This is a genomic window from Buttiauxella sp., assembly GCF_035271705.1.
Classification (GTDB): domain Bacteria; phylum Pseudomonadota; class Gammaproteobacteria; order Enterobacterales; family Enterobacteriaceae; genus Buttiauxella.
In genome coordinates, this window is record NZ_DATERI010000079.1 from 20,131 (window position 1) to 42,923 (window position 22,793).

General features: G+C 49.5%; 20 protein-coding genes and 1 tRNA gene. 13 read left to right on the forward strand and 8 right to left on the reverse strand.

Annotated features, from left to right (window positions below; translation table 11 throughout):
- Positions 1–167 precede the first annotated feature (167 nt).
- From VJY99_RS07020 to yejF, 5 genes are all read left to right on the forward strand, one after another.
- A complete protein-coding gene (locus tag VJY99_RS07020) occupies positions 168–1,754 on the forward strand; it encodes a cyclic di-GMP phosphodiesterase (protein ID WP_324117345.1) in 1,587 nt (528 codons plus the stop codon).
- Positions 1,755–1,933: 179 nt separating this feature from the next.
- The gene (locus VJY99_RS07025; protein WP_324117346.1) at positions 1,934–3,742 is read left to right on the forward strand and encodes an extracellular solute-binding protein; all 1,809 of its coding nucleotides are present in this window, start codon (positions 1,934–1,936) and stop codon (positions 3,740–3,742) included.
- A gap of 8 nt (positions 3,743–3,750) precedes the next feature.
- Complete coding sequence (locus VJY99_RS07030; RefSeq protein ID WP_324117347.1) at positions 3,751–4,848, forward strand: microcin C ABC transporter permease YejB; 1,098 nt, start codon at positions 3,751–3,753, stop codon at positions 4,846–4,848.
- Positions 4,845–5,870, forward strand: a complete 1,026-nt coding sequence (locus VJY99_RS07035) for a microcin C ABC transporter permease (protein ID WP_324117348.1) — start codon at positions 4,845–4,847, stop codon at positions 5,868–5,870. Before VJY99_RS07030 ends, VJY99_RS07035 begins: the two co-directional genes overlap by 4 nt.
- 1 nt (position 5,871) lies before the next feature.
- A complete protein-coding gene (gene yejF, locus VJY99_RS07040; protein ID WP_324117349.1) occupies positions 5,872–7,461 on the forward strand; it encodes a microcin C ABC transporter ATP-binding protein YejF in 1,590 nt (529 codons plus the stop codon).
- A 16-nt stretch (positions 7,462–7,477) separates the two neighbouring features.
- Here the strand turns inward: yejF and VJY99_RS07045 are convergent, their stop codons facing one another.
- From VJY99_RS07045 to rsuA, 3 genes are all read right to left on the reverse strand, one after another.
- Complete coding sequence (locus VJY99_RS07045) at positions 7,478–7,822, reverse strand: YejG family protein (protein WP_324117378.1); 345 nt, start codon at positions 7,820–7,822, stop codon at positions 7,478–7,480.
- Between the two features lie 355 nt (positions 7,823–8,177).
- Complete coding sequence (locus VJY99_RS07050) at positions 8,178–9,380, reverse strand: Bcr/CflA family multidrug efflux MFS transporter (protein ID WP_324117350.1); 1,203 nt, start codon at positions 9,378–9,380, stop codon at positions 8,178–8,180.
- A 15-nt stretch (positions 9,381–9,395) separates the two neighbouring features.
- Entirely contained in the window at positions 9,396–10,103 is a 708-nt protein-coding gene (gene rsuA / locus VJY99_RS07055; protein ID WP_324117351.1) for a 16S rRNA pseudouridine(516) synthase RsuA, read from the reverse strand.
- 446 nt (positions 10,104–10,549) lie between these two features.
- Here rsuA and VJY99_RS07060 point away from each other — a divergent pair, with 446 nt between their 5' ends.
- Positions 10,550–12,319, forward strand: coding sequence for a DEAD/DEAH box helicase (locus VJY99_RS07060; RefSeq protein WP_324117352.1), 1,770 nt, complete (start codon positions 10,550–10,552; stop codon positions 12,317–12,319).
- A 176-nt stretch (positions 12,320–12,495) separates the two neighbouring features.
- Positions 12,496–12,780 (forward strand): 50S ribosomal protein L25, encoded by a 285-nt coding sequence (gene rplY / locus VJY99_RS07065; RefSeq protein WP_324117353.1) that lies wholly within the window; start codon positions 12,496–12,498, stop codon positions 12,778–12,780.
- A gap of 49 nt (positions 12,781–12,829) precedes the next feature.
- Here rplY and yejK read toward each other — a convergent pair whose 3' ends face one another.
- Positions 12,830–13,837: a nucleoid-associated protein YejK gene (gene yejK, locus VJY99_RS07070; protein ID WP_324117354.1), complete on the reverse strand. Its 1,008-nt coding sequence runs from the start codon at positions 13,835–13,837 to the stop codon at positions 12,830–12,832.
- A gap of 138 nt (positions 13,838–13,975) precedes the next feature.
- On the opposite strand from yejK, the gene VJY99_RS07075 reads away from it, so the two are divergent.
- The 3 genes from VJY99_RS07075 to VJY99_RS07085 all read left to right on the forward strand — a co-directional run bounded on the left by VJY99_RS07075 (position 13,976) and on the right by VJY99_RS07085 (position 16,137).
- Positions 13,976–14,203, forward strand: coding sequence for a YejL family protein (locus VJY99_RS07075; protein WP_034458713.1), 228 nt, complete (start codon positions 13,976–13,978; stop codon positions 14,201–14,203).
- Between the two features lie 19 nt (positions 14,204–14,222).
- Positions 14,223–15,986 carry an LPS biosynthesis-modulating metalloenzyme YejM gene (gene yejM / locus VJY99_RS07080; RefSeq protein WP_324117355.1) on the forward strand — a complete coding sequence of 588 codons (1,764 nt, stop codon included), beginning with the start codon at positions 14,223–14,225 and terminating at the stop codon, positions 15,984–15,986.
- Between the two features lie 74 nt (positions 15,987–16,060).
- Positions 16,061–16,137, forward strand: a tRNA-Pro gene (locus VJY99_RS07085).
- Positions 16,138–16,373: 236 nt separating this feature from the next.
- Here the strand turns inward: VJY99_RS07085 and VJY99_RS07090 are convergent.
- The 3 genes from VJY99_RS07090 to umuD all read right to left on the reverse strand — a co-directional run bounded on the left by VJY99_RS07090 (position 16,374) and on the right by umuD (position 18,507).
- Positions 16,374–16,682 (reverse strand): hypothetical protein, encoded by a 309-nt coding sequence (locus VJY99_RS07090; RefSeq protein WP_324117356.1) that lies wholly within the window; start codon positions 16,680–16,682, stop codon positions 16,374–16,376.
- A 203-nt stretch (positions 16,683–16,885) separates the two neighbouring features.
- The gene (locus VJY99_RS07095; protein ID WP_324117379.1) at positions 16,886–18,151 is read right to left on the reverse strand and encodes a Y-family DNA polymerase; all 1,266 of its coding nucleotides are present in this window, start codon (positions 18,149–18,151) and stop codon (positions 16,886–16,888) included.
- 2 nt (positions 18,152–18,153) lie between these two features.
- A complete protein-coding gene (umuD, locus tag VJY99_RS07100) occupies positions 18,154–18,507 on the reverse strand; it encodes a translesion error-prone DNA polymerase V autoproteolytic subunit (RefSeq protein ID WP_324117357.1) in 354 nt (117 codons plus the stop codon).
- 257 nt (positions 18,508–18,764) lie between these two features.
- On the opposite strand from umuD, the gene VJY99_RS07105 reads away from it, so the two are divergent.
- Positions 18,765–20,045, forward strand: a complete 1,281-nt coding sequence (locus tag VJY99_RS07105) for a DUF445 domain-containing protein (RefSeq protein ID WP_324117358.1) — start codon at positions 18,765–18,767, stop codon at positions 20,043–20,045.
- Positions 20,046–20,116: 71 nt separating this feature from the next.
- Here the strand turns inward: VJY99_RS07105 and VJY99_RS07110 are convergent, their stop codons facing one another.
- Positions 20,117–20,266 (reverse strand): AcrZ family multidrug efflux pump-associated protein, encoded by a 150-nt coding sequence (locus VJY99_RS07110; RefSeq protein WP_064512573.1) that lies wholly within the window; start codon positions 20,264–20,266, stop codon positions 20,117–20,119.
- A 128-nt stretch (positions 20,267–20,394) separates the two neighbouring features.
- On the opposite strand from VJY99_RS07110, the gene modE reads away from it, so the two are divergent.
- Entirely contained in the window at positions 20,395–21,186 is a 792-nt protein-coding gene (gene modE, locus VJY99_RS07115; RefSeq protein WP_324117359.1) for a molybdenum-dependent transcriptional regulator, read from the forward strand.
- 76 nt (positions 21,187–21,262) lie between these two features.
- Positions 21,263–22,744 carry a molybdate ABC transporter ATP-binding protein ModF gene (gene modF / locus VJY99_RS07120; protein ID WP_324117360.1) on the forward strand — a complete coding sequence of 494 codons (1,482 nt, stop codon included), beginning with the start codon at positions 21,263–21,265 and terminating at the stop codon, positions 22,742–22,744.
- Positions 22,745–22,793 lie beyond the last annotated feature (49 nt).

Below are 22,793 nucleotides of genomic sequence, written 5' to 3' on the forward strand. Positions count from 1 at the left end.
TGCCTGAAATTCATTAAGTTCCACGCGTTAAGCTCAAAGAGTAAGCAATTACAAAATGTTAATAATTTCCTTTTGAAACATTATGACGCGATGATAGTGTTGGCGTTATAGTCCCAAAAAACACGATTGAACCATCAGCCTCTTGCGCGTGCAGGAACCCGTTATCCATGTTTCCAAAAAATATATTTTCGCGCTACTTTACCTCCCCCCGGCAAATTGTCGCTTTCAGTATTTTGGCAGGTTGTCTTGCCGCGCTACTGCTTGGTGGGATAACCAGCCTGACGCTGCACAGCAAGCGTGAGGCTAGCTATGACACACTGGCTAAAGATATACGTAACTACCTAAACAACTTTTTCGATGAACTTCAGGCAGACAGCAGCAGTATCCAACCGTTAACGCTTTCTGATTGCCATCAAGTCTCAGGTGAACTCACCTCGCGTGCCGCCTTTAATGCCGACGTCCGCGCCTTTGTATTAGTGCGTAATGGTTACGCCTATTGTTCTTCCGCGACGGGTAGTTTGCTGACAGATATGCACCAGCTAGTCCCGACAATCGATCTCAATAAAAACGTCGATCTTGATATCATGCATGGCACTCCGATGATGCCAGGCAAACCGACAGTTGCCGCATGGTTTAAAAACCCAGTGATTGCAGGACGCGGTATTTTCGCCACTCTGAATGTTGATCTCACACCCTATTTATTATTTAGCACGCGCCAAAGCGATATGGTTTCGATGGCGATTATTGTGGGTGATAAAGCCTTAACCACCCTATCCAATAATGTGATAAATGCGTCAGAGTTATCGGCGAATCCTACGCGCATGATTACTCTTCAGGATTACCCCATCAAATTAGCCTTGTACGGTAAAACCTGGCCTATTGAAGACATACAAATCTCGATTCTGACTGGTTTAGTTTTTGGCATCCTTAGCAGTGCGTTATGCGCCTATTTTCTAACAATGCGCTTACGCTCAGGTAAAGAGATCCTGACCGGCATTAAACGCGGGCAATTCCATGTGGTTTATCAACCGATAGTGAATGCCAACACGTTAAAAATGTCAGGTGTTGAAGTGTTGATGCGTTGGAACCATCCGATTGCAGGCCCCATTCCCCCAGATGCGTTTATCGCTTTCGCAGAAGCTCAGCAATCGATTGTTCCTCTCACCCGCCATCTGTTTGAATTGATTGCGCGTGATGCCAACAAACTCCAGCATGTTTTGCCACCTGGCGCGCGACTCGGTGTCAATCTGGCTCCCAGCCATCTGCACTCCTCAACCTTCAAAGAAGATATTCGCGCTTTTGCCGCGTCGTTACCTCCTCATCATTTCCAGCTCATGTTTGAAATTACCGAACGCGATATGGTTCAGGAAAACGAAGCCAGTTACCTGTTTTCCTGGATGCACGAGCAAGGTTTTGAAATTGCTGTCGATGATTTTGGTACCGGTCACAGCGCATTGATTTATCTCGAACGCTTCGAGCTGGACTATCTCAAAATTGATCGTGGCTTTGTTAACTCAATTGGTTTGGAAACTGTCAACACTCCGGTGCTTGATGCAGTACTTACGCTGGCACGCAAACTCAGCATGACCACCGTCGCAGAAGGGGTTGAAACCCGAGAGCAAGCCAGATGGTTGATTGACCAGGGGGTGAATTACTTACAGGGTTACTATTTCGCCCGCCCTCTGCCCCTTGAGCAATTGCAGGAGTGGGAAGGTCAGCAGAAAGAGTATGATGAGCTGGTTATCCGCCATTAATTTCTTTGTCTGACGGCCAGACGTCGCGGTTAACAAAGATGCCGCTTGAAGTATCACGAGCATAACTTATGATTTACCCACATCACGTGATAATGCAGTGGTACGTTGCCTGAATAATGATATTGTTTCGGGATAAAACAATTAGGTAATCTCCTCTACGACAAGGATTGACCTATACGATGTTTGCCCGCATCCTCGCCCTGCTGAGCCTTTGCCTGATTGCCGCGTCAAGTCAGGCTGAAAACATCAAGGAAAGTTATTCCTTTTCCGTTTTAGGTGAGCCTAAATACGCCATCAACTTCACTCGCTTTGATTACGTCAACCCCGCGGCACCCAAGGGTGGAAACATCACGCTGTCGGCGATTGGCACCTTTGATAACTTCAATCGTTATGCGCTACGCGGTAATTCAGGGGTGCGTACCGACACATTGTATGACACGCTTTTTACTACCTCAGATGATGAGCCTGGCAGCTATTACCCGCTCATCGGCGAAATGGCGCGTTACCCCAGCAATTTTGCCTGGGCTGAAATAGAAATTAATCCTCGTGCACGTTTTCATGATGGGACGCCCATCAAAGCTAGCGATGTCGCTTTCACTTTCACTAAATTTATGACTGAAGGTGTGCCGCAATTTCGTCTGGTTTATAAGGGTGTCAAAGTGCGAGCTATCGCGCCTTTAACGGTGCGTATTGAACTGGCGGAACCCAGCAAAGAACGGATGTTGGGGCTATTCTCGCTCCCGGTGTTCCCTGAAACATTCTGGAAAGATCATAAACTCAGCAACCCGCTTTCTGCCCCACCTCCGGCCAGTGGCCCCTATAAAATAACGGCATGGCGCATGGGGCAATACATTACCTATTCCCGTGTCAGAGACTATTGGGCCGCCAATTTGCCGGTAAACCGTGGCCGCTGGAATTTTGACTCTATCCGTTATGATTACTACCTTGATGACAACGTCGCGTTTGAAGCCTTTAAGGCCGGAGCCTACGATTTTCGTAATGAAGCCAGCGCGAAGAATTGGGCGACACGCTATACCGGAAAGAACTTTGCGAATCATTTCATCGTAAAAGAAGAACAGCCCAACGAAGCAGCCCAGGACACACGCTGGCTGGCATTTAATATCCAGCGCCCTGTCTTTGAAGACCGCAACGTACGTGAAGCCATTGGCCTGGCATTCGATTTTGAATGGATGAACAAAGCGCTGTTTTATGATGCTTACAATCGAGCGAACAGTTATTTCCAGAACACGGAATATGCCGCGCGGGATTATCCGAATGCCGATGAACTGACTATTCTGGCTCCCATGAAAAAAGATTTACCGCCAGAGGTGCTCACGACTATCTACCATCCACCAAAATCCCGGGGTGATGGCTTTGACCGGGACAACCTGCTAAAAGCACTCAACTTGTTGAAGGATGCGGGTTGGGAACTCAAAGACCAGAAACTCGTCAATGTTAAAACCGGCAAACCGTTTAGCTTCGAATTGTTAATTGGTACCACCGGCAACACACAATGGGTATTGCCTTTCCAGCATAATTTGCAACGACTGGGTATCACGATGGACGTTCGTCAGGTGGATAACTCGCAACTCACCAACCGCCTGCGCTCCCGTGACTACGACATGATGCCGACACTCTACAGCGCCATGCCTTACCCCAGTGCGGATGTGCAAATTTCATGGGCTTCTGAATACGTCGACTCCACTTATAATGCGCCTGGCGTGAAAAGCCCCGTGGTCGATAAACTCATTTCTCAGATTGTGGCTAATCAAGGTGATAAACAAAAACTGCTACCCTTGGGGCGTGCACTGGACCGTGTGCTGACATGGAATAATTACATGATCCCGATGTGGTACATGGCAGCAGACCGCTTCGCCTGGTGGGGGAAGTTCTCCAAACCGGCAATCCATCCGTTATACACAACCGGTTTTGACACCTGGTGGTATGACGTCAATAAAGCCGCTCAATTACCAGCAAACCGGCGTTAAGGGAAATCATGGGAAGTTATCTGTTACGTCGCTTGCTGCTGATAATCCCCACGCTGTGGGCGATTATCACCATCAATTTTTTCATCGTACAGATTGCACCTGGTGGCCCTGTTGATCAGGCTATCGCAGTGATTCAGTTTGGTCACGGCACAGGGGTGCCCGGTTTGACGACGGATACCATGGGAAGTGGTCATGCCCGAGTCGGCGTCGGAAACGTTGGCGACAGCCAGTACCGTGGCGCACGCGGCCTCGACCCGGAAGTGATTGCTGAAATCACTCACCGCTACGGCTTTGATAAACCGATTCATGAACGCTACTTCAAAATGCTCGGTGATTATCTGCGTTTTGACTTTGGCGACAGCCTGTTCCGCAGCGCTTCGGTTCTGCATCTGATCAAAGAAAGCTTGCCGGTTTCCATCTCAATTGGTCTGTGGAGCACCTTAATTATCTACATGGTGTCGATCCCGCTCGGTATCCGAAAAGCCGTCAGTAATGGCAGCGCTTTTGATGTCTGGAGCAGCACGTTTATTATCATTGGCTACGCAATCCCTGCTTTCTTGTTCGCTATTTTGCTGATTGTCTTGTTTGCTGGCGGTAGTTATTTGGACTGGTTCCCGCTGCGTGGCCTGGTGTCGACCCATTTCGATACCCTGCCGTGGTATGGCAAAATTATTGATTATCTCTGGCACATCACATTGCCGGTGCTGGCAACCGTAGTGGGTGGCTTTGCGACCTTGACGATGCTGACCAAAAACTCGTTTCTGGATGAAATTCGTAAGCAATACGTGGTCACTGCGCGAGCCAAAGGGTTGGATGAAACTAAAATTCTCTACCGACATGTGTTCCGTAACGCGATGCTGTTGGTGATTGCTGGATTTCCTGCCACGTTCATCAGTATGTTTTTTACCGGGTCATTGCTTATCGAAGTGATGTTCTCGCTCAACGGGCTGGGCTTGCTGGGTTATGACTCCACCATTTCCCGTGATTATCCGGTGATGTTTGGCACCTTATACATTTTTACCCTCATTGGCTTACTGCTGAATATTCTCAGCGACATTACTTACACGCTGGTTGATCCGCGTATTGATTTCGAGGGCCGTGGATGAGCCATTTAAGTCCTGTTAATCAAGCCCGCTGGGCACGGTTTCGACACAATAAGCGCGGCTATTGGTCGTTGTGGATTTTCGCCATTCTTTTTTTGCTCACTCTGGGCTCAGAGCTTATTGCCAATGATCGCCCGTTGATCGTGCATTATCAGGAACGTCTTTATTTTCCGTTTATTGCCAATTACAGCGAAAGTGATTTCGATGGACCTCTGGCGACGCCTGCCGATTATCAGGATCCATGGCTCGCAGAACGTCTGAGCCAAAAAGGGTGGGTAGTGTGGGCCCCCATTCGCTTTGGCTACAATGCGATTAACTTTGCCACTACCGTCCCCTTCCCTTCGCCACCCAGTCGCCAAAACTGGCTGGGGACGGATGCCAACGGCGGCGATGTGCTGGCGCGGATTTTATACGGCACGCGTATCTCCATTCTGTTCGGCCTGATGTTGACGATTTTATCCAGCGTCATTGGGATACTAGCCGGTGCAGTACAAGGTTATTACGGTGGGCGCGTGGACTTGTGGGGTCAGCGGTTTATCGAAGTGTGGTCGGGGATGCCGACGCTATTCCTCATCATCTTACTTTCAAGTGTTATCCAGCCGAATTTCTGGTGGCTACTTGGCATTACCGTGCTGTTTGGCTGGATGAGTCTGGTCGGTGTGGTGCGCGCTGAATTTTTGCGTACCCGCAACTTTGATTATATTCGGGCCGCTCAGGCGATGGGCGTGAGTGACTGGTCGATAATCACCCGTCATATACTGCCCAATGCCATGGTCGCCACGCTGACATTTTTACCATTTATCCTGTGCGGTTCGATTACCACCCTCACCTCGCTGGACTTTCTCGGCTTTGGTTTGCCGCTCGGTTCACCGTCGCTCGGTGAACTGTTGTTGCAGGGAAAAAATAATCTTCAGGCTCCGTGGCTTGGCATCACCGCATTTCTTTCGTTGGCCATCTTACTGACACTCCTCATTTTTATTGGCGAAGCTGTGCGCGACGCCTTCGACCCGAGTAAGGTGCACTGATATGACAACGCCACTGCTGTCCATCAATCATCTGTCTGTCGCTTTCCGTAGCGGCAATATCGTCCGACAGGTGGTGGACGATTTATCCCTTGAAGTAAATGCCGGTGAAACGCTGGCGCTGGTCGGGGAATCAGGTTCTGGAAAAAGCGTCACCGCGTTATCGGTTCTGCGTTTGTTGCCTGCACCGCCGGTCGTTTACCCGTCTGGGGAGATTTTATTTAAAGGTCAGGAGTTGTTGCATGCGCCTGAACGCACGCTACGCAGCGTGCGTGGTAATAAAATTGCCATGATATTTCAGGAACCGATGACGTCGCTTAATCCCCTTCACAATATCGAAAAGCAGCTTTACGAAGTGTTATCGCTCCACCGCGGCATGCGCCGGGAAGCGGCTCGCGCTGAAATGCTGACCTGCCTTGATAGAGTGGGCATTCGTAACGCAGCGAGCCGTTTAACCGACTTCCCGCACCAGCTTTCCGGTGGAGAACGCCAGCGCGTGATGATAGCCATGGCGCTGCTGACGCGCCCGGAATTGCTGATTGCCGACGAACCGACAACGGCACTGGATGTCACCGTTCAGGCACAGATTCTGCAATTACTAAAAGAACTCAAGCAAGAGCTAAATATGGGGCTGTTGTTCATTACCCATAACCTGAATATCGTCAAACAACTGGCTGATAACGTTGCCGTGATGCGCAACGGAAAATGTGTTGAACAAAACACGGCATCCACATTATTAGCGGCACCGCAGCACCCTTACACCCAACAATTGCTGGCCGCTGAACCTACGGGGAGCCCACGTCCGGTCGATGAAAGCAGCACGCCACTATTAACGGTTCATGATTTACAGGTCGCTTTCCCTATTCGCCGTGGGTTACTCAGGAAAACTGTGGGCCACCATTATGGGATAAAGAATCTGAGCTTCGCGCTGCGGGCGGGTGAAAGCATCGGGCTGGTTGGGGAATCAGGTTCGGGGAAAAGCACGACGGGGCTTGCGCTGTTACGCCTTATTCACTCCAGCGGAGAGATTTGGTTCGATGGAAAACCGCTGCACGATCTCAATCGCAAAAAACTGCTGCCGCTGCGCAAACGTATCCAGGTGGTCTTTCAGGATCCCAATTCGTCGCTTAATCCGCGGCTTGATGTTTTGCAGATTATTGAAGAGGGTTTGCGCGTCCATCAGCCTGCGCTAACTGCAGTTGAACGTGAGCAGAAAGTGATCGTTGCAATGCAGGAAGTGGGGTTAGATCCGCAAACAATGCACCGTTATCCGGCAGAGTTTTCAGGCGGGCAAAGACAGCGCATCGCCATTGCCAGGGCGCTCATTTTACAACCAGAATTGATTATTCTTGATGAGCCGACGTCATCTCTTGACCGGTCGGTACAAGCGCAAATTCTTGCATTGCTGAAATCGTTACAAGAAAAGCATCAGCTGGCCTACATTTTTATCAGCCATGATTTGCGCGTGGTGAAGTCGTTATGCCATCAGGTAGTCGTACTGCGGCAGGGAGAAGTGGTTGAGCAAGGGGCGTGCCAGCAGATTTTCGCAGCACCTCAGGCGGAATATACACGCCAGCTACTTTCGCTTGCCTGATACGCAGGTTTTACAGTCAAAAAGGATTCGTGTTGGAGAAAGACTCAGCAATTGCAACGCCAAAATTTTTCAGTCGGCAAGTTGCTGCAAGTTCATCCTGGCGATTCACAAACAAGCACGGCCCACCTTCACATTCCACAACCGAAGAATCCACTTCGATATCTCGCAAGGCCAGGCTTAGGTTGTGCATTGTCGGCCATGCAGAATCGCTATTATCGCTTAGTAATTTCAGGCCTATCAGGCAATTTTCAGCTTTCGGCCCATTTTGCGGAATCGGTTCAACTTTGGAACCTGCAAAACCCGTCAGCCAACGATAGCAGTGAGGTAAGCGATGAACGATGGAAAGTTGTAACGTATTCACGATGGTATTCACTGTGGTATTCCCCTGGAAAAACTCAAAATATTTTCACAAATGATTTACATAAAAGGTTAACACATTGTTGATGTTTTGTGTGTAAACACCAGCAGAAACCGCATACATCCCTTGTATTTATTTGTCTACCATTTCATTTTTAAAGCATTATTTTTGTGCTACAGCACACATTTCGGCGCTATATGTAACGCTTTCTTCAGTCTAACTCAACCTTTTTAACTACATGAATGTGACTTTTTATTATTGAAACGTTTACATTTGAGAAACAAATTGTAGCCGTTCGAGGAGAAGTTTTTTTGATGTGGATTAAAGAACGGGCATCTGGCGATACCCGTTTTGAACTTTAGGATTTTGTCGCGGTGACTCGAGGACGGCTGGCGTAGAGATAGAAAACGATGGAGCATGTTGCGCACACCGCAATCGACCAAATCATTGGCCACGCGGAGTTAAAGGTCGCGATAGATAACAACGCACCGGTTAATGCACCGATACCAAAGCGGAATGTCCCCGCCAGCGAAGAGGCCGTGCCTGCCATATGGGGGAATTCATCAAGAATGACCGCCATCGCGTTTGACGACACCATCGAAACACAGCCAACAAACACCGCAATGCCCAGCACCATTGACCAAAAACCTAACCCTAACCCTGTACTTAACACCAGCCAGATTGCCATGACAAATTGCACAAACAACCCGAAGCGGAACATCGCCAGTGGACCAAAATGGCGTACAAAGCGGCTATTGATCAGCGTCATCACGATCAAAAACACGATGTTAAGCGCAAAGTAGTAACCAAAGTGCTGCGGCGCGACATGATTCAGCTCAATGTAAACAAACGGCCCAGCGCTCAAAAATGAGAACATTGCCGCAAAGCTAAAACCGCTTGCCAACATATAACTCAGTACGCGTTTGTGGCGGAACAGTGTCGCGAAGTTCCCTATCGTGGTGCGCAAATGAAACTTCTGCCGCCGTTCGACGGGTAGCGTTTCATGGATAAGGAAGAAAATCATCGCTGATGCCAGCAGTGCTGCCAGCGCCAGAATCCAGAAGATGGCGTGCCAGCTAAACCACACCAGCACCGCCCCACCGACCATTGGCGCCACCAGCGGCGCAACCGTGGTTATCAGCATGACGAACGACATCATGCGTGAGAACTCTTCTTTCGGATAAATATCGCGCATCAGAGCATTGATAACGACACTTGCAGCTGCCGCTGATAAACCATGCAGAAAACGCATCGCAATCAGATGATCAATCGTTTGTGAGAGTGCACAAGCAATCGCCGCCGCCGCAAAGACTAACGTCCCACCGAGCACAACCGGTTTACGACCAATGCTGTCAGCCATTGGGCCATAGAATAGCTGGCCGATAGCGAAACCAAGAATATACGTACTTAGCGTCATCTGCGCACTGCCTGCTGGCACGCCAAATTCCGAGGCGATAACCGGTAATGCTGGCAGGTACATATCTATTGATAACGGCATCAACATGGCCAGCAGGCCAAGTATTACCACAATACCAATTGACGAGTTTTGCTTACTACTCAACGCATCCTCCCGGAATCAACGTGGCGGCATGCCTACGCTGGCAATTTCTTCTTCGGTTAATGGACGATATTCACCTGGCGCGAGATCCGCATCCATGGCAATGGCACCAATACGCTCACGATGTAAGCCAACCACATGGTTGCCCACTGCCGCGAACATGCGTTTTACCTGGTGATAACGCCCTTCGCTGATGGTCAAACGGACTTCCAGCGGGGTAATGACTTCAAGTACCGCAGGCAGCGTCAGATCTTTTTCATTATGCAGTTGAACACCAGCGGTAAATTGTTCTGCCGTGTCATCGGATACAGGATTCTCAAGCGTCACTAAATAGGTTTTTTCACAAAGATGGCGCGGAGAAGTAATACGGTGTGACCATTGACCATCATCGGTCATCAACACAAGGCCTGTGGTGTCGATATCCAGACGCCCGGCAGCGTGCAGTTTGTGCGCCATTGGCTCATCCAGGAAATACAGCACGGTTGGATGATCCGGGTCTTCGGTGGAGCAAACATAACCCTGTGGCTTATTAAGCATGAAGTAGCGAGGACCGTTTTGTTGCGTCAACGAGCGGCCATCAAACTCAACCTGATGTTCAGGGTTGAGCTTGAAAGAGGCGTCACGCACCACTTCGCCATCAATGGTGACACGGCTAGCACGGATTTCACGGCCAGAAATTGCACGGCTCACGCCAAGCTGCTGAGAGATAAATTTATCGAGTCGCATTAAAATATTGCCTGTTTCATAGAGGTGCCAGCATGAAGGCTACTGACGGGGCATTTAGCCCGCTTTTTGAGGCCAATACCCTATATAAATCGAGTTGCAGGTCAACGGCAAGGGAACAAATTCCCGGGTGCTTACTTAAGTAAGTGACTGGGATTTGAGAGTGCAACCAACACTCCTGCGGCTCGAAGTATGACGGGTATAATAATTTGCCTGTTAATTAGTTGCCCAGTATAGCGGGATAGAAAACTCTCTCAAGCTAAAACCCTGTTTCATGCCATAATCCCGTCTTCGCTTTCATTTATGAATACTTTTTATGCCCTTTAGATTTCGAGTCACAGGTAGGCGGCAAAGGCGCTTATCCCCAGGAGCTGACTAAAGTAAGTGACTGGGGGGAGCTCCTGCAGCCAACAACCCTGTGGCTTGAAAGATGAAGGGTTGGAATGCAGATGTCTTTTACCTTACGCCCTTACCAACAAGAAGCCGTGGACGCCACCCTGCACTATTTTCGCCAACACATTACGCCTGCGGTGATTGTGCTGCCGACGGGGGCTGGGAAAAGTCTGGTGATTGCCGAACTCGCCCGTGTGGCGCGTGGGCGCGTATTGGTGCTGGCGCATGTCAAAGAATTGGTTGCACAAAACCACGCTAAGTATTGCGCACTTGGGCTGGAAGCCGACATTTTTGCCGCAGGCCTGCAACGCAAAGAGAGCCACGGAAAAGTGGTTTTTGGCAGCGTACAGTCGGTGGCGCGTAATCTGGAGCAATTCCACGGTGCGTTTTCTTTGCTGATTGTGGACGAGTGCCACCGCATCGGTGACGCCGACGACAGCCAATATCAACAAATTCTGGCTCATTTACGCACGGCAAACCCTAAGTTGCGCCTGTTGGGTCTAACCGCTACACCTTATCGACTGGGCAAAGGCTGGATTTATCATTTTCACTATCACGGTATGGTTCGTGGCAATGAAACTGCCCTATTTCGTGACTGTATTTACGAATTACCGCTGCGTTACATGATAAAGCATGGCTATTTAACACCGCCCGAGCGCCTGGATATGCCGGTGGTGCAATACGATTTTAGTCGCCTGCAAGCGCAATCTAACGGCCTGTTTAGTGAAGCGGACCTTAATCGCGAACTCAAACAACAAAAACGCATTACGCCACATATCATCAGCCAGATTGTTGAGTTTGCTACTGACAGGCGCGGAGTGATGATTTTTGCCGCAACGGTTGAACATGCCAAAGAAATCACCGCGCTGCTGCCCGCAACCGATGCCGCACTCATTACCGCCGATACCCCAGGCCCTGTGCGCGATACCTTAATTGAGACCTTCAAAAACCAGCAATTCCGCTTCCTGGTCAACGTTTCGGTGCTCACCACCGGCTTTGATGCCCCCCATGTCGACCTGATTGCTATTTTACGACCGACCGAGTCCGTGAGCCTGTATCAGCAAATTGTTGGCCGTGGATTGCGTCTTGCCCCGGGGAAAAAAGATTGTTTGATTCTGGATTATGCGGGAAACCCTCATGATTTATTCACGCCTGAAGTCGGGGCAGCGAAAGGCAAAAGTGACAATGTACCGGTGCAAGTATTTTGCCCTGCCTGCGGTTTTGCCAACACTTTCTGGGGCAAAACCACCCGCGATGGCACATTGATTGAGCATTTTGGCCGCCGCTGCCAGGGGTGGTTTGAAGATGACGATGGTGGGCGTGAACAATGCGATTTTCGCTTCCGCTTTAAAAACTGTCCGCAATGCAACGCCGAGAATGATATCGCAGCCCGTCGCTGCCACCAATGCGATCAGGTTCTGGTCGATCCCGATGACATGTTAAAAGCTGCGTTGAAATTAAAAGACGCGCTGGTGTTGCGCTGTGGCGGGATGACGCTGCAACACGGCAGCGATGAAAAAGGCGAGTGGCTGAAGATTACCTATTTTGATGAAGATGGTGCGGATGTCAGCGAACGGTTCCGCCTGCAAACACCCGCCCAGCGTATGGCGTTTGAACAGATCTTTATTCGGCCACACAGCCGTACACCAGGCGTGCCGCTACGCTGGATAAACGCCGCCGATGTCGTCGCACAGCAATCAGCACTTCGTCACCCGGATTTTGTCGTTGCCCGCAAGAACGGTAACTTCTGGAACGTGCGGGAAAAGGTATTTGATTATGAAGGCCGCTTCCGCCGTGCCAACGAATTGCGTGGCTATTCCCATTAGCATTCGAGTTGCAGCCAACACCCCTGCAGCTTGAAGGATTATGGGGATAAAGGTTCTTTTCATTGAAGCCCAGGGCAAATATGGCTATAATCCCGCCCGCTTTTGCATCCGCAAAGCAGGAAACTTACCTGTTGCTGGGTCGCCTGTAACAGGATTATTTAAGAGAGAAACAGTTAATGTTTACTATCAATGCAGTAGAACGCAAAGAGCAGGGCAAGGGTGCGAGCCGCCGCCTGCGTGCAGCTAACAAATTCCCGGCAATCATCTATGGTGGTTCCGAAGCTGCGATCTCTATCGAACTGGATCACGACAACGTAATGAACCTGCAAGCTAAACCAGGTTTCTACGAAGAAGTTCTGACTCTGGTTGTAGACGGTAAAGAAGTTAAAGCTAAAGTTCAGGCTGTTCAGCGTCACCCGTTCAAGCCAAAACTGAGCCACATCGACTTCGTTCGCGCTTAATCGCGAATTTAGCTCGAAAAAAAACCCGCTTCAGCGGGTTTTTTTATGGCTACTTACCAGAGCTCCGGCGCTGCAACTGATCGCGCAGGTTCGGCGGCGTACCTTTAATCGTCAGCGTATCGGTCGCAGGATCCCAGTAAATGCGCTCGCCTAATAACATTGCATCAAAGCTTATCGTTAACCCGCCACCACTCCCGGCGAATTTGGTTAATTGACGCAACGTGCTACGGTCAGCCGGGAAACTCTCTTCCAGCTCATAGCCTTTATCAGCGGTGAATTCCTTGAAGTTTTTGTCATCCACAGCCCAGGGTAACTCATCGGCAAGGGAAGAAAGCGCAATCTCTTCTCCCGCCTGGAGTTGCTCGTTGCAGTAAGCATAAACCTGCTGGCGTGCGGCCTGACGTTCGTTTTTATCCAGTTGCGCTTCGTTAGTGAAATCATCTAACGCTTGTAACAGACCTTTGTTTTGCGCTTTGGCGTTCAAACCTTCGCTGGCACCCAAGAAATCCATAAAGAAATCGGCAACTTTGCGCCCGACTCGCCCTTTCAGGAAAGTCAGGTAACGGGTGGACTCTGGGTTGGTTTCCCATTCGGTCAAATCAATACGCGCCACGATATCTGCGTGGTTGATGTCCAGGTGATGCGTTGAGCTGATATCGAGCTCTTCGTTGACACGCATGCTGCTTAAATTATTCAGCACCGCCACCAACAAATATTCCACAGCCAAATAACGGTATTGGCAAAACAGCACGATGCCGCCATCAGCAAAAGGATATTTCGCCAGTTCATCACGCAAGCGACCCGTGGCAGCACGGCTGAACGCCAGGAAATCCTCCTCGCCTTTACGCTGCGAGCGCAACGCTTGCGCTAATTCACTCTCCTCGCTGAACAGACCATATGCTTTATTCTTTGCACTGTAGACGCGGTGCAATTCGGCCATCATTTCTTCTACGGCGCCGTTCGTTGCCAACAGAGAATCACGCAGCACAACTTCAAGTGTCTGTTCGCCGCGCTTGATCAACTGGTGTAAGGCAATCTGGTTGATATCCAGACTCATGATAAACTCTCCTTTTAGACTCGGCGGTATTCAACCATTGCCGGAAGCCTTACGCAACATCCCCTAAATAATTCAAGAAAAATAGGTCTTCCTACGGTAAGATAACGCCCTTTCCTGAATCTAAATGATTGTTAATTTATGCCACAAATATCCCGTTATAGTGACGAACGCGTCGAAGAACTGTTGAGTGAACTGGCAAGCGTGCTGGAAAAGCACCAAACGCCAACCGATCTTTCCCTGATGGTACTGGGAAATATGGTCACCAACCTGATTAATACCAGCGTAGCTTCTGCCCAGCGCCGCTCGCTGGCTCGCTCATTCGCTGAGGCGTTACAAGCCTCCGTGAGCGAAGACAAAGCTCATTAAGGGATTGTAGCTATACGTTATGGTGACTAACCGTCAGCGCTACCGCGAAAAAGTTTCCCAGATGGTCAGTTGGGGACATTGGTTCGCCTTGTTTAATATCCTGCTGGCAACGCTGCTGGGTAGCCGCTATCTGTTTGTCGCCGACTGGCCGACAACGCTCACGGGTCGTATTTATTCCTGGCTGACCGTTATCGGCCATTTCAGCTTTGTGGTTTTCGCCACGTATTTGCTGATCCTCTTCCCGCTGACATTCATTGTGATGTCGCAACGCTTGATGCGCTTTGTCTCGGCAGCGCTTGCCACCGCAGGCATGACGCTGCTACTTATCGACAGCGAAGTCTTTACTCGTTTCCATCTCCATCTTAATCCGATTGTCTGGGAACTGGTGATTAACCCCGACCAGAGTGAGATGGCGCGTGACTGGCAACTGATGTTTATCAGCGTGCCCGTAATTTTACTGATTGAAATGCTGTTTGCGACCTGGAGTTGGCAAAAACTGCGCAGTCTCGGGCGGCGCAGGCACTATGCTAAACCGGTCGTCGTGCTGTTCTTTGTCGCTTTCTTTAGCAGCCACATTATGTATATCTGGGCGGATGCGAATTTCTATCGCCCGATTACTATGCAGCGCGCCAACCTACCGCTTTCCTACCCGATGACGGCCCGTCGCTTCCTCGAAAAACATGGCCTGTTGGATGCGAAAGAGTACCAGCGTCGCCTCGTGGAACAGGGTAATCCTGAAGCCGTTTCGGTGCAGTATCCACTCAGTGATCTGCAATTCCGCGATATGGGAACGGGCAGTAATGTCTTGCTGATTACTGTCGATGGTCTGAATGCCGAACAGGCGCAAAAAGATCTACCCAATCTGAGCCAGTTCGCGAGCAACAATATTAACTTCACGCAGCATATGAGCGCGGGTAATGGCACCGATAACGGCATCTTTGGCCTGTTCTACGGTATCTCACCGGCCTATATGGACGGTGTTTTATCCGCTCGTGTTCCTGCTGCGCTCATTACTGCATTGAACCAGCAGGGCTATCAATTGGGGCTTTTCGCATCCGATGGCTTTGACTCTTCAATGTATCGCCAGGCTTTGTTATCTGACTTCTCTTTGCCTTCTGCGCAAAGCCAGTCTGACAGCCAAACGGCTTCGCAATGGGTTAAGTGGCTGACGCAATACGCATCTGAAGATAATCGCTGGTTCTCCTGGGTGGCCTTTAATGGCACCAGCATCACGGCAGACAACAATCAGCAAGCCTTTAGTCGTCGCTATGCCCGTGCCGCAGGTAACGTTGATGAGCAAATTAAACGCGTTCTGGATGCGCTAGAAGCTTCCGGGAAGCTGCAGAATACGGTGGTGATTATTACCGCAGGTCATGGTGTGCCGCTGGGTAAAGAGCGGGGTGACTTCGCCTGGTCACGTGCTCGTATTCAGGTACCGCTGGTTATCCATTGGCCTGGTACGCCTGCGCAAAATATCGCAAAACTCACCGACCATCGGGATGTGATGACCACGTTGATGCAACGTCTGCTACACGTCAAAAACCCGGCAAGTGAGTATTCACAAGGTGAAGACCTGTTTGCTGCAACTCGACGCAATAACTGGGTGGTGGGTGCGGACAATAATAGCCTCGGGATTACTTTGCCGACCATGACGCTGGTACTCGATAACAACGGCAACTATCGAATGTACAATTTGAAAGGCGACACCATCATAGAAACTAAACCACAGCTGGGATTATTGCTGCAAGTGCTGACCGATGAGAAACGCTTCATCGCTAATTGATTGTTTATTTATTAAACAGTTAGCTGTGCGTAATCTTGCAAATGATGGTAAAAAAGGTAGTATTATTTGACAGTCGGCACGTAGCGCAGCCTGGTAGCGCACTGTCATGGGGTGTCAGGGGTCGGAGGTTCAAATCCTCTCGTGCCGACCAAATTATTCCAATAAGGACAATCAGTTACATTGCCCTCACCCTGCATTTTGAAGCAATCCTATCTTAAAATATGGCACGTGCTATACCCTTAACAGGGTGCAAATTCCTGTAGATTAGTCCATGCCGAAAGCAAAACTTAAAACGGCCTTTTGCGCGACCAGGATGCGCTACGATAATCTAACTTATTCGGTAATCCCCCCCCGAAAAGCGGTGTGTTCATAAGTAGAATTTTCTCGTCATCTTCCCCGTTTTTCTCGTGCGATCTTTACCACTATAAGCACGATGGTCAGCAGTAATCCACCAAAGAACAAACCGCCTGCTTGCCACCATTCCCAGTGCCATACCTCCATTGCGCCTATCATTCCTACAATTGAACCTACCAGAGGCGTATAACCCAGAAACGCACCAAGTAGGTATGAGAAAAAAGTGCCAATCCCCCACCAGAGTTGGAAGGCCGAGGCGATAGCTGATAGTTGAACAAAGCCAATGAAGATGTATATAGTCAAACTCAGAACGGATAAAACTCCCCCTAACGCTCGCATCATGTCGCTCTCCGCCAACAAAATGTTGAAGTATTCATATTGTAGTCAGGAAAATATCATCTCTGTGGTGATTCTGAGAACAATGGAGGGTAATCCTCGGGGCAGTTTAAATAGCGGGCTTTTTCATTGGTTCGGCGTTGTTAATGGACTGGTCGCCCCAGATATCTCATTCTTAAACTCACGGTGTTATTCTCGTGCCGGCATCATCACACCAACAGCAAATCCTTATACCGCGTCGTATAGCAAGGCGACAACATCGCCCTTTTCATCTGCCACGGTTGTTCAATCCCCTGCCCTGCAAAGTAAAGCGTCCCTTTGCCTTTCTTTTTATTAATCATGTCCAATACCTGCATCAGTGCTTCACTGTTGACCCGTGGCGGGTTGTCATCAAAGAGATTAAGCTGCGCAACACCCTGGCTAAAAAAGTCGCCGAGCATCACTCCGGCTTTTTGATAGTGATGCCCGCTTCTCCAGATAGTCCCCAGGCAGCGTGTGGCCGCCGCGATGATATCTCGGGTGTCTTGCGTCGGCGTAAGCAGTTTTACCATCGCCTGGTTGCCGTAATAAGGTTCATTTACGTTGAACGGGGATGTTTTAATAAAGACTGAAATATGACGGCAATACTGGTGCTCAGTTCTCAGTTTCTCTGCGGCACGCGTTGCATAACTACAAATGGCCTGATGCATATGTTCGTATTCGGTAAGTCGCTCGCCAAATGAGCGAGAGCAGATGATTTCTTGTTTCGTCGGCGCAAACTCTTCAAATCCCAGACAAGATTCACCGCGCAGCTCGCGAACTGTCCTTTCGAGCACAACACTGAAGTGTTTGCGTATAAATCGCGTGTCAGTATCCGCAAGTTGCAGCGTGGTTTTGATACCCATTGCCTCAAGCTTTTTGCTTATACGGCGGCCTATCCCCCAAACTTCACCGACTGGCAATGCCGCCATAAGTTTCCTCTGATGTTCGACATTTGACAGGTCAACAACGCCACCCGTCTGCTGTTGCCATCTCTTCGCGGCGTGGTTAGCAAGCTTGGCCAGCGTTTTGCTCTGGGCTATTCCAACGCCAACCGTTAAATGCGTTCTCTGTAAAAGAGTGGCGCGTATTTCCCGACCAACATCCTCCAGATTACGGCAATGACGTACACCAGAAAAATCACAGAATGCTTCATCGATTGAGTAAATCTCCACGCGCGGGCATATTTCCTCCAGCGTCATCATGACGCGGTGTGACATATCAGCGTACAGTTCATAATTGCTACTGAACGCAATAACGCCACGATGGCGGAAGAGATCCTTTTGCTTGAAGTAAGGCCCCCCCATTTGTACGCCACATTTTTTAGCCTCGGCATTACACGCGACCACGCACCCATCGTTATTACTTAAAACAACAACCGGTATCCCTTTCAAATCAGGCCTGAATACGGTTTCGCAACTGGCGTAAAAACTGTTTACATCCACCAGGGCAAACATCATTAGCTCGTCGACTTAATGATGTAAGTGACAACGCCAAAGACCTCAAGCGCCTCCTCTGAACCGAGACAGAACGGTTTGTAAGCGCGATTGAGTGGCATTAACTGAACAATGGGTCTGAGGCTTAATTGCCTCACGGTGAATTCACCATTAACTGCTGCAATCACAATATCGTGATGCACCGCCGTTTTGGCACTGTCGACAACCAGTAAATCCCCCTTACCGATGCTGCCTTCAATCATTGAGTCGTCGGATGCACGTACGAAATAGGTGGCAGTAGGATGCTTAACCAGCAGTTGATGAAGATCGAGACTGTGTTCCGCATAGTCCTGTGCCGGTGATGGAAATGCCCCCATAGTCATGCCTCATATAGCGTTGAGTGACAAAAAGAAAACGAAATAAGCGGTGTCATAAATCCCCTCGAACAATTAACTGTATATATATACAGTATCGTTAAAGCAACATAGCAATCAAGTTGCCACCGGGAAGATTCTTATAAACATTTGAAGTCGCGGACAATTTAGTTGCCAGGAATAGGCACACTGATGCACAGGGTTAATCGCAAGATAAATTTGTTCTACCGATTCAGCCTTCACCGTTCTATGCTTAGGTGATGGAGAAAATAGCTGAACTGAAACGTACCAAGCGACTTGCGCTGTCCTTATTGCTGGTTGCTGCCGTAACTTTTGTGATCACCCTCTTTTTACCTCCCAACTTCTGGGTTAGCGGTTTAAAAGCGATTGCTGAAGCCGCTATGGTGGGGGCTCTTGCTGACTGGTTTGCCGTTGTGGCGCTGTTTCGGCGCGTACCTATTCCCTTTATTGCTCGCCATACGGCAATAATTCCGCGTAATAAAGACAGAATTGGCGAAAATCTTGGCATCTTCGTGCAAGAGAAATTTCTCGATACTCAATCCCTGATTGCCCTAATTCGTCGCCACGAACCGGCACACATGATGGGCCAGTGGTTCAGCAAACCCGACAATGCCCAGCGAGTGGGTCAACACCTGCTACAGGTGATGAGCACTTTTTTGGATCTGACCGACGATGCACGGATCCAGCGCTTAATCCGCCAGGCCGTGCATAAGGCGATTGATAAAGTCGATTTGACGTATTCAAGCGCTCTACTGCTGGAAAGTTTGACTAAAAATAACCGACATCAAGAACTGCTCGATTCAGTTATCGCCCAAATGCTCGCGCTGATTAAACGTGAAAGCACACGTGCTTTTATTGCCCGCCAGATTGTGCACTGGCTGGAAACAGAGCATCCGCGCAAAGCCAAAATGCTGCCGACAGAGTGGCTGGGAGAGCACAGCGCTGAATGGGTTTCCAGTGCGGTAAATTCATTTTTAGATGATGTTAGCCATGACCAGGGGCACCAAATCCGACAGGCATTTGATCGAGCGACGTTAAAGCTCATTGATAATCTTAAACACTCGCCACAAATGGCTGAAAAAGCAGACAGTATCAAAAATTATCTGAAAGAAGATGAGGCATTCAACCGCTATCTGGGTGAACTTTGGGGGGATTTACGACAATGGCTGAAAGTAGACGTCAACTCTGATGACTCCCGTATGAAACAGCGTATTGCGGAGGCAGGACTTTGGTTGGGGGAAACGTTGGTGACTGACAGCGCATTGCGCACTTCACTGAATGAGCATCTGGAGCAAGCGGTGCAAAAAATGGCACCAGAATTCGCCACATTCCTGACTCACCACATTAGCGATACGGTCAAAAGTTGGGATGCAAAGGATATGTCGCGGCAAATCGAGCTTAATATCGGCAAGGATTTACAGTTTATCCGCATTAACGGCACGCTGGTTGGGGGGTCTATCGGGCTGGTGTTGTACCTGCTCTCGCAAATACCCGCGGCGCTACAGTTGCTGAATTTATGATGATGAGCTGAACGCGCCATGTGAAGAATGACGGGGATAAAGAAACGCCCGCATAAGCGGGCGTCTGGAAATCAATGGTTTTGTTTCGGTTGGTCGTTATGACCGACTTTTGAGAAGACGTTAAAGACTTCACCCAATCCATAAATAAGACCGAGGATCACCGCCATAACGATTGGCACCATGACCACGGCAAACACCAAGCTTTTTAATAACTCTAACATGGATGCCTCCAACAAAAGTAAGAGCGAGCATTCTAACGACATGACAGAAAAACGCACTCTCCTTTTGTGCCATTTGCCCATCCTGCCGCAATAGAGGAAAATGACGTTTTTATCATTGCGGAGAGGTTATGCAAGCTGAAATTTTACTGACGCTGAAACTCCAGCAGCGGTTGTTCGCCGATCCACGTCGTATTGCGCTACTTAAACAAATACAACATACCGGCTCAATTAGCCAGGGCGCAAAACTCGCCGGCATTAGCTACAAAAGTGCCTGGGATGCTATCAATGAGATGAATCAGTTAAGCGATGAGACCTTAGTTGAGCGGGCGACTGGCGGTAAAGGCGGCGGCGGTGCGGTGATTACCCGCTATGGCGAACGCCTGATTCAGCTGTATGAATTGCTCGCACAGATCCAGCAAAAAGCTTTCGATGTCCTGCGTGATGACGCATTACCACTTGATAGCCTGCTCGCCGCAATTTCCCGTTTTTCGCTACAAACCAGCGCTCGTAACCAGCTTTTCGGCACAGTTTTACATCGCGATAGCGAACAAGTGCAACAGCACGTTGATATTCTTTTGGCTGATGGCACCACCCGCTTACGTGCAGCGATTACACGCCAAAGCGCCGAGCGCCTGGGGTTGAGTTCGGGCAAAGAAGTGCTGGTGCTAATTAAGGCTCCGTGGGTGGAAATCACCACTGATGCGAAGCAGGCCAGTGGTGCTGATAATCAACTCACTGGCACTATCAGCGAGATTGAGCAAGATTCCGAGCAAAGCGAAATCCTGGTGCAACTGCCAGACGGACAAACGCTGTGCGCAACGGTTCCTAATCACGTGGTAGAAATCCAGAAACTGGTAAAAGGTGCTGAAGTCATAGCATTTTTTAATGCCGATCGCGTGATTATCGCCACTCTGTGCTAAAACCGCCCAGCGAATTGACAACAACACAGGCAATCCGTAAATCTGGAGTTAATCACTGCAAAAAATGGGATGAAACATGTCTGTGTTACGCATTTCGCAAGGGATCTTCCATCTTAGCGATACCCGCACTCTTGCCCTCAATGATTTAACCATTAATGCCGGTGAAAGCTGGGCGTTTGTGGGTGCAAACGGTAGCGGGAAATCGGCACTTGCCCGCGCGCTCGCAGGATCCCTGCCTGTGCAAAAAGGTGAACGCCAGTGCACCTTTTCACGTATTGCGCATCTTTCCTTTGAACAGCTGCAAAAATTAGTCAGCGATGAATGGCAGCGCAATAACACCGATTTATTGAGTCCTGATGAAGACGATACCGGCCGAACCACGGCAGAAATTATTCAAGATGAAATCAAAGATGAAGCCCGCTGTAACAGGCTTGCGGAGCTTTTCGGTATCACCTCGTTATTGACCCGCCGCTTTAAATATCTTTCGACCGGTGAGACACGTAAAACTCTGCTCTGCCAGGCACTGATGCCACAACCTGATTTGCTTATTCTTGATGAGCCGTTTGACGGGCTGGATGTGAAGTCCCGTGAGCAACTTGCTGGATTATTAGGTGAATTGAGCGCGCAAGGCTACACCGTGGTGCTGGTGCTTAACCGCTTCGATGAAATTCCTGATTTTGTACAACATGCTGGCGTGCTGGCCGATTGTGCACTGATTGAAGTGGGTAAAAAGCAAAAGCTGCTCGAACAGGCGCTGATCGCACAACTGGCCCACAGTGAAAAACTGGCAGGCGTTGCACTGCCGGAAGCCGACGATCCGAGTGCTCGCTATACGCTACCCGAGGATCAACCACGCATTATTCTGCGTGATGGTGTTGTGGAATATAACGACAAGCCTATCTTGCATAAACTGTCCTGGACGGTAAATCCCGGCGAACACTGGCAAATCGTGGGCCCAAACGGCGCGGGTAAATCGACATTACTCAGTCTGGTGACAGGTGATCATCCCCAAGGTTACAGTAACGATCTGACGTTGTTTGGCCGCCGCCGTGGCAGTGGCGAGACCATTTGGGATATCAAAAAGCATATCGGTTACGTCAGCAGTAATTTGCACCTTGATTACCGCGTCAGTACCACGGTGCGAAACGTGGTTCTTTCCGGTTATTTTGATTCGATAGGCATTTATCAAGCTGTTTCTGACCGCCAGCAAAAACTGGCCCGCCAATGGCTGAATATGCTCGGTATGGACAATTCCATCGCTGACGCGCCATTCCACAGCCTTTCCTGGGGCCAGCAGCGCCTTGCACTGATCGCTCGTGCGTTAGTGAAACATCCGACGCTGTTAATCCTGGATGAACCACTGCAAGGTCTGGATCCGCTGAATCGCCAGCTAGTACGCCGTTTCATTGATATTTTGATTGGCGAAGGGGAAACCCAATTGCTGTTTGTCTCTCACCACGCTGAAGATGCGCCGGAATGCATCACTAAGCGGTTAACCTTCGTCGCCGATGGCGAGGTGTATCGCTATCAGTTAGACGACGTTTCGTCTGCACGATAAGGCTCATTCATTCACGGGGGCGGAGAGAGGTTTCGCATATCCGCCCCAC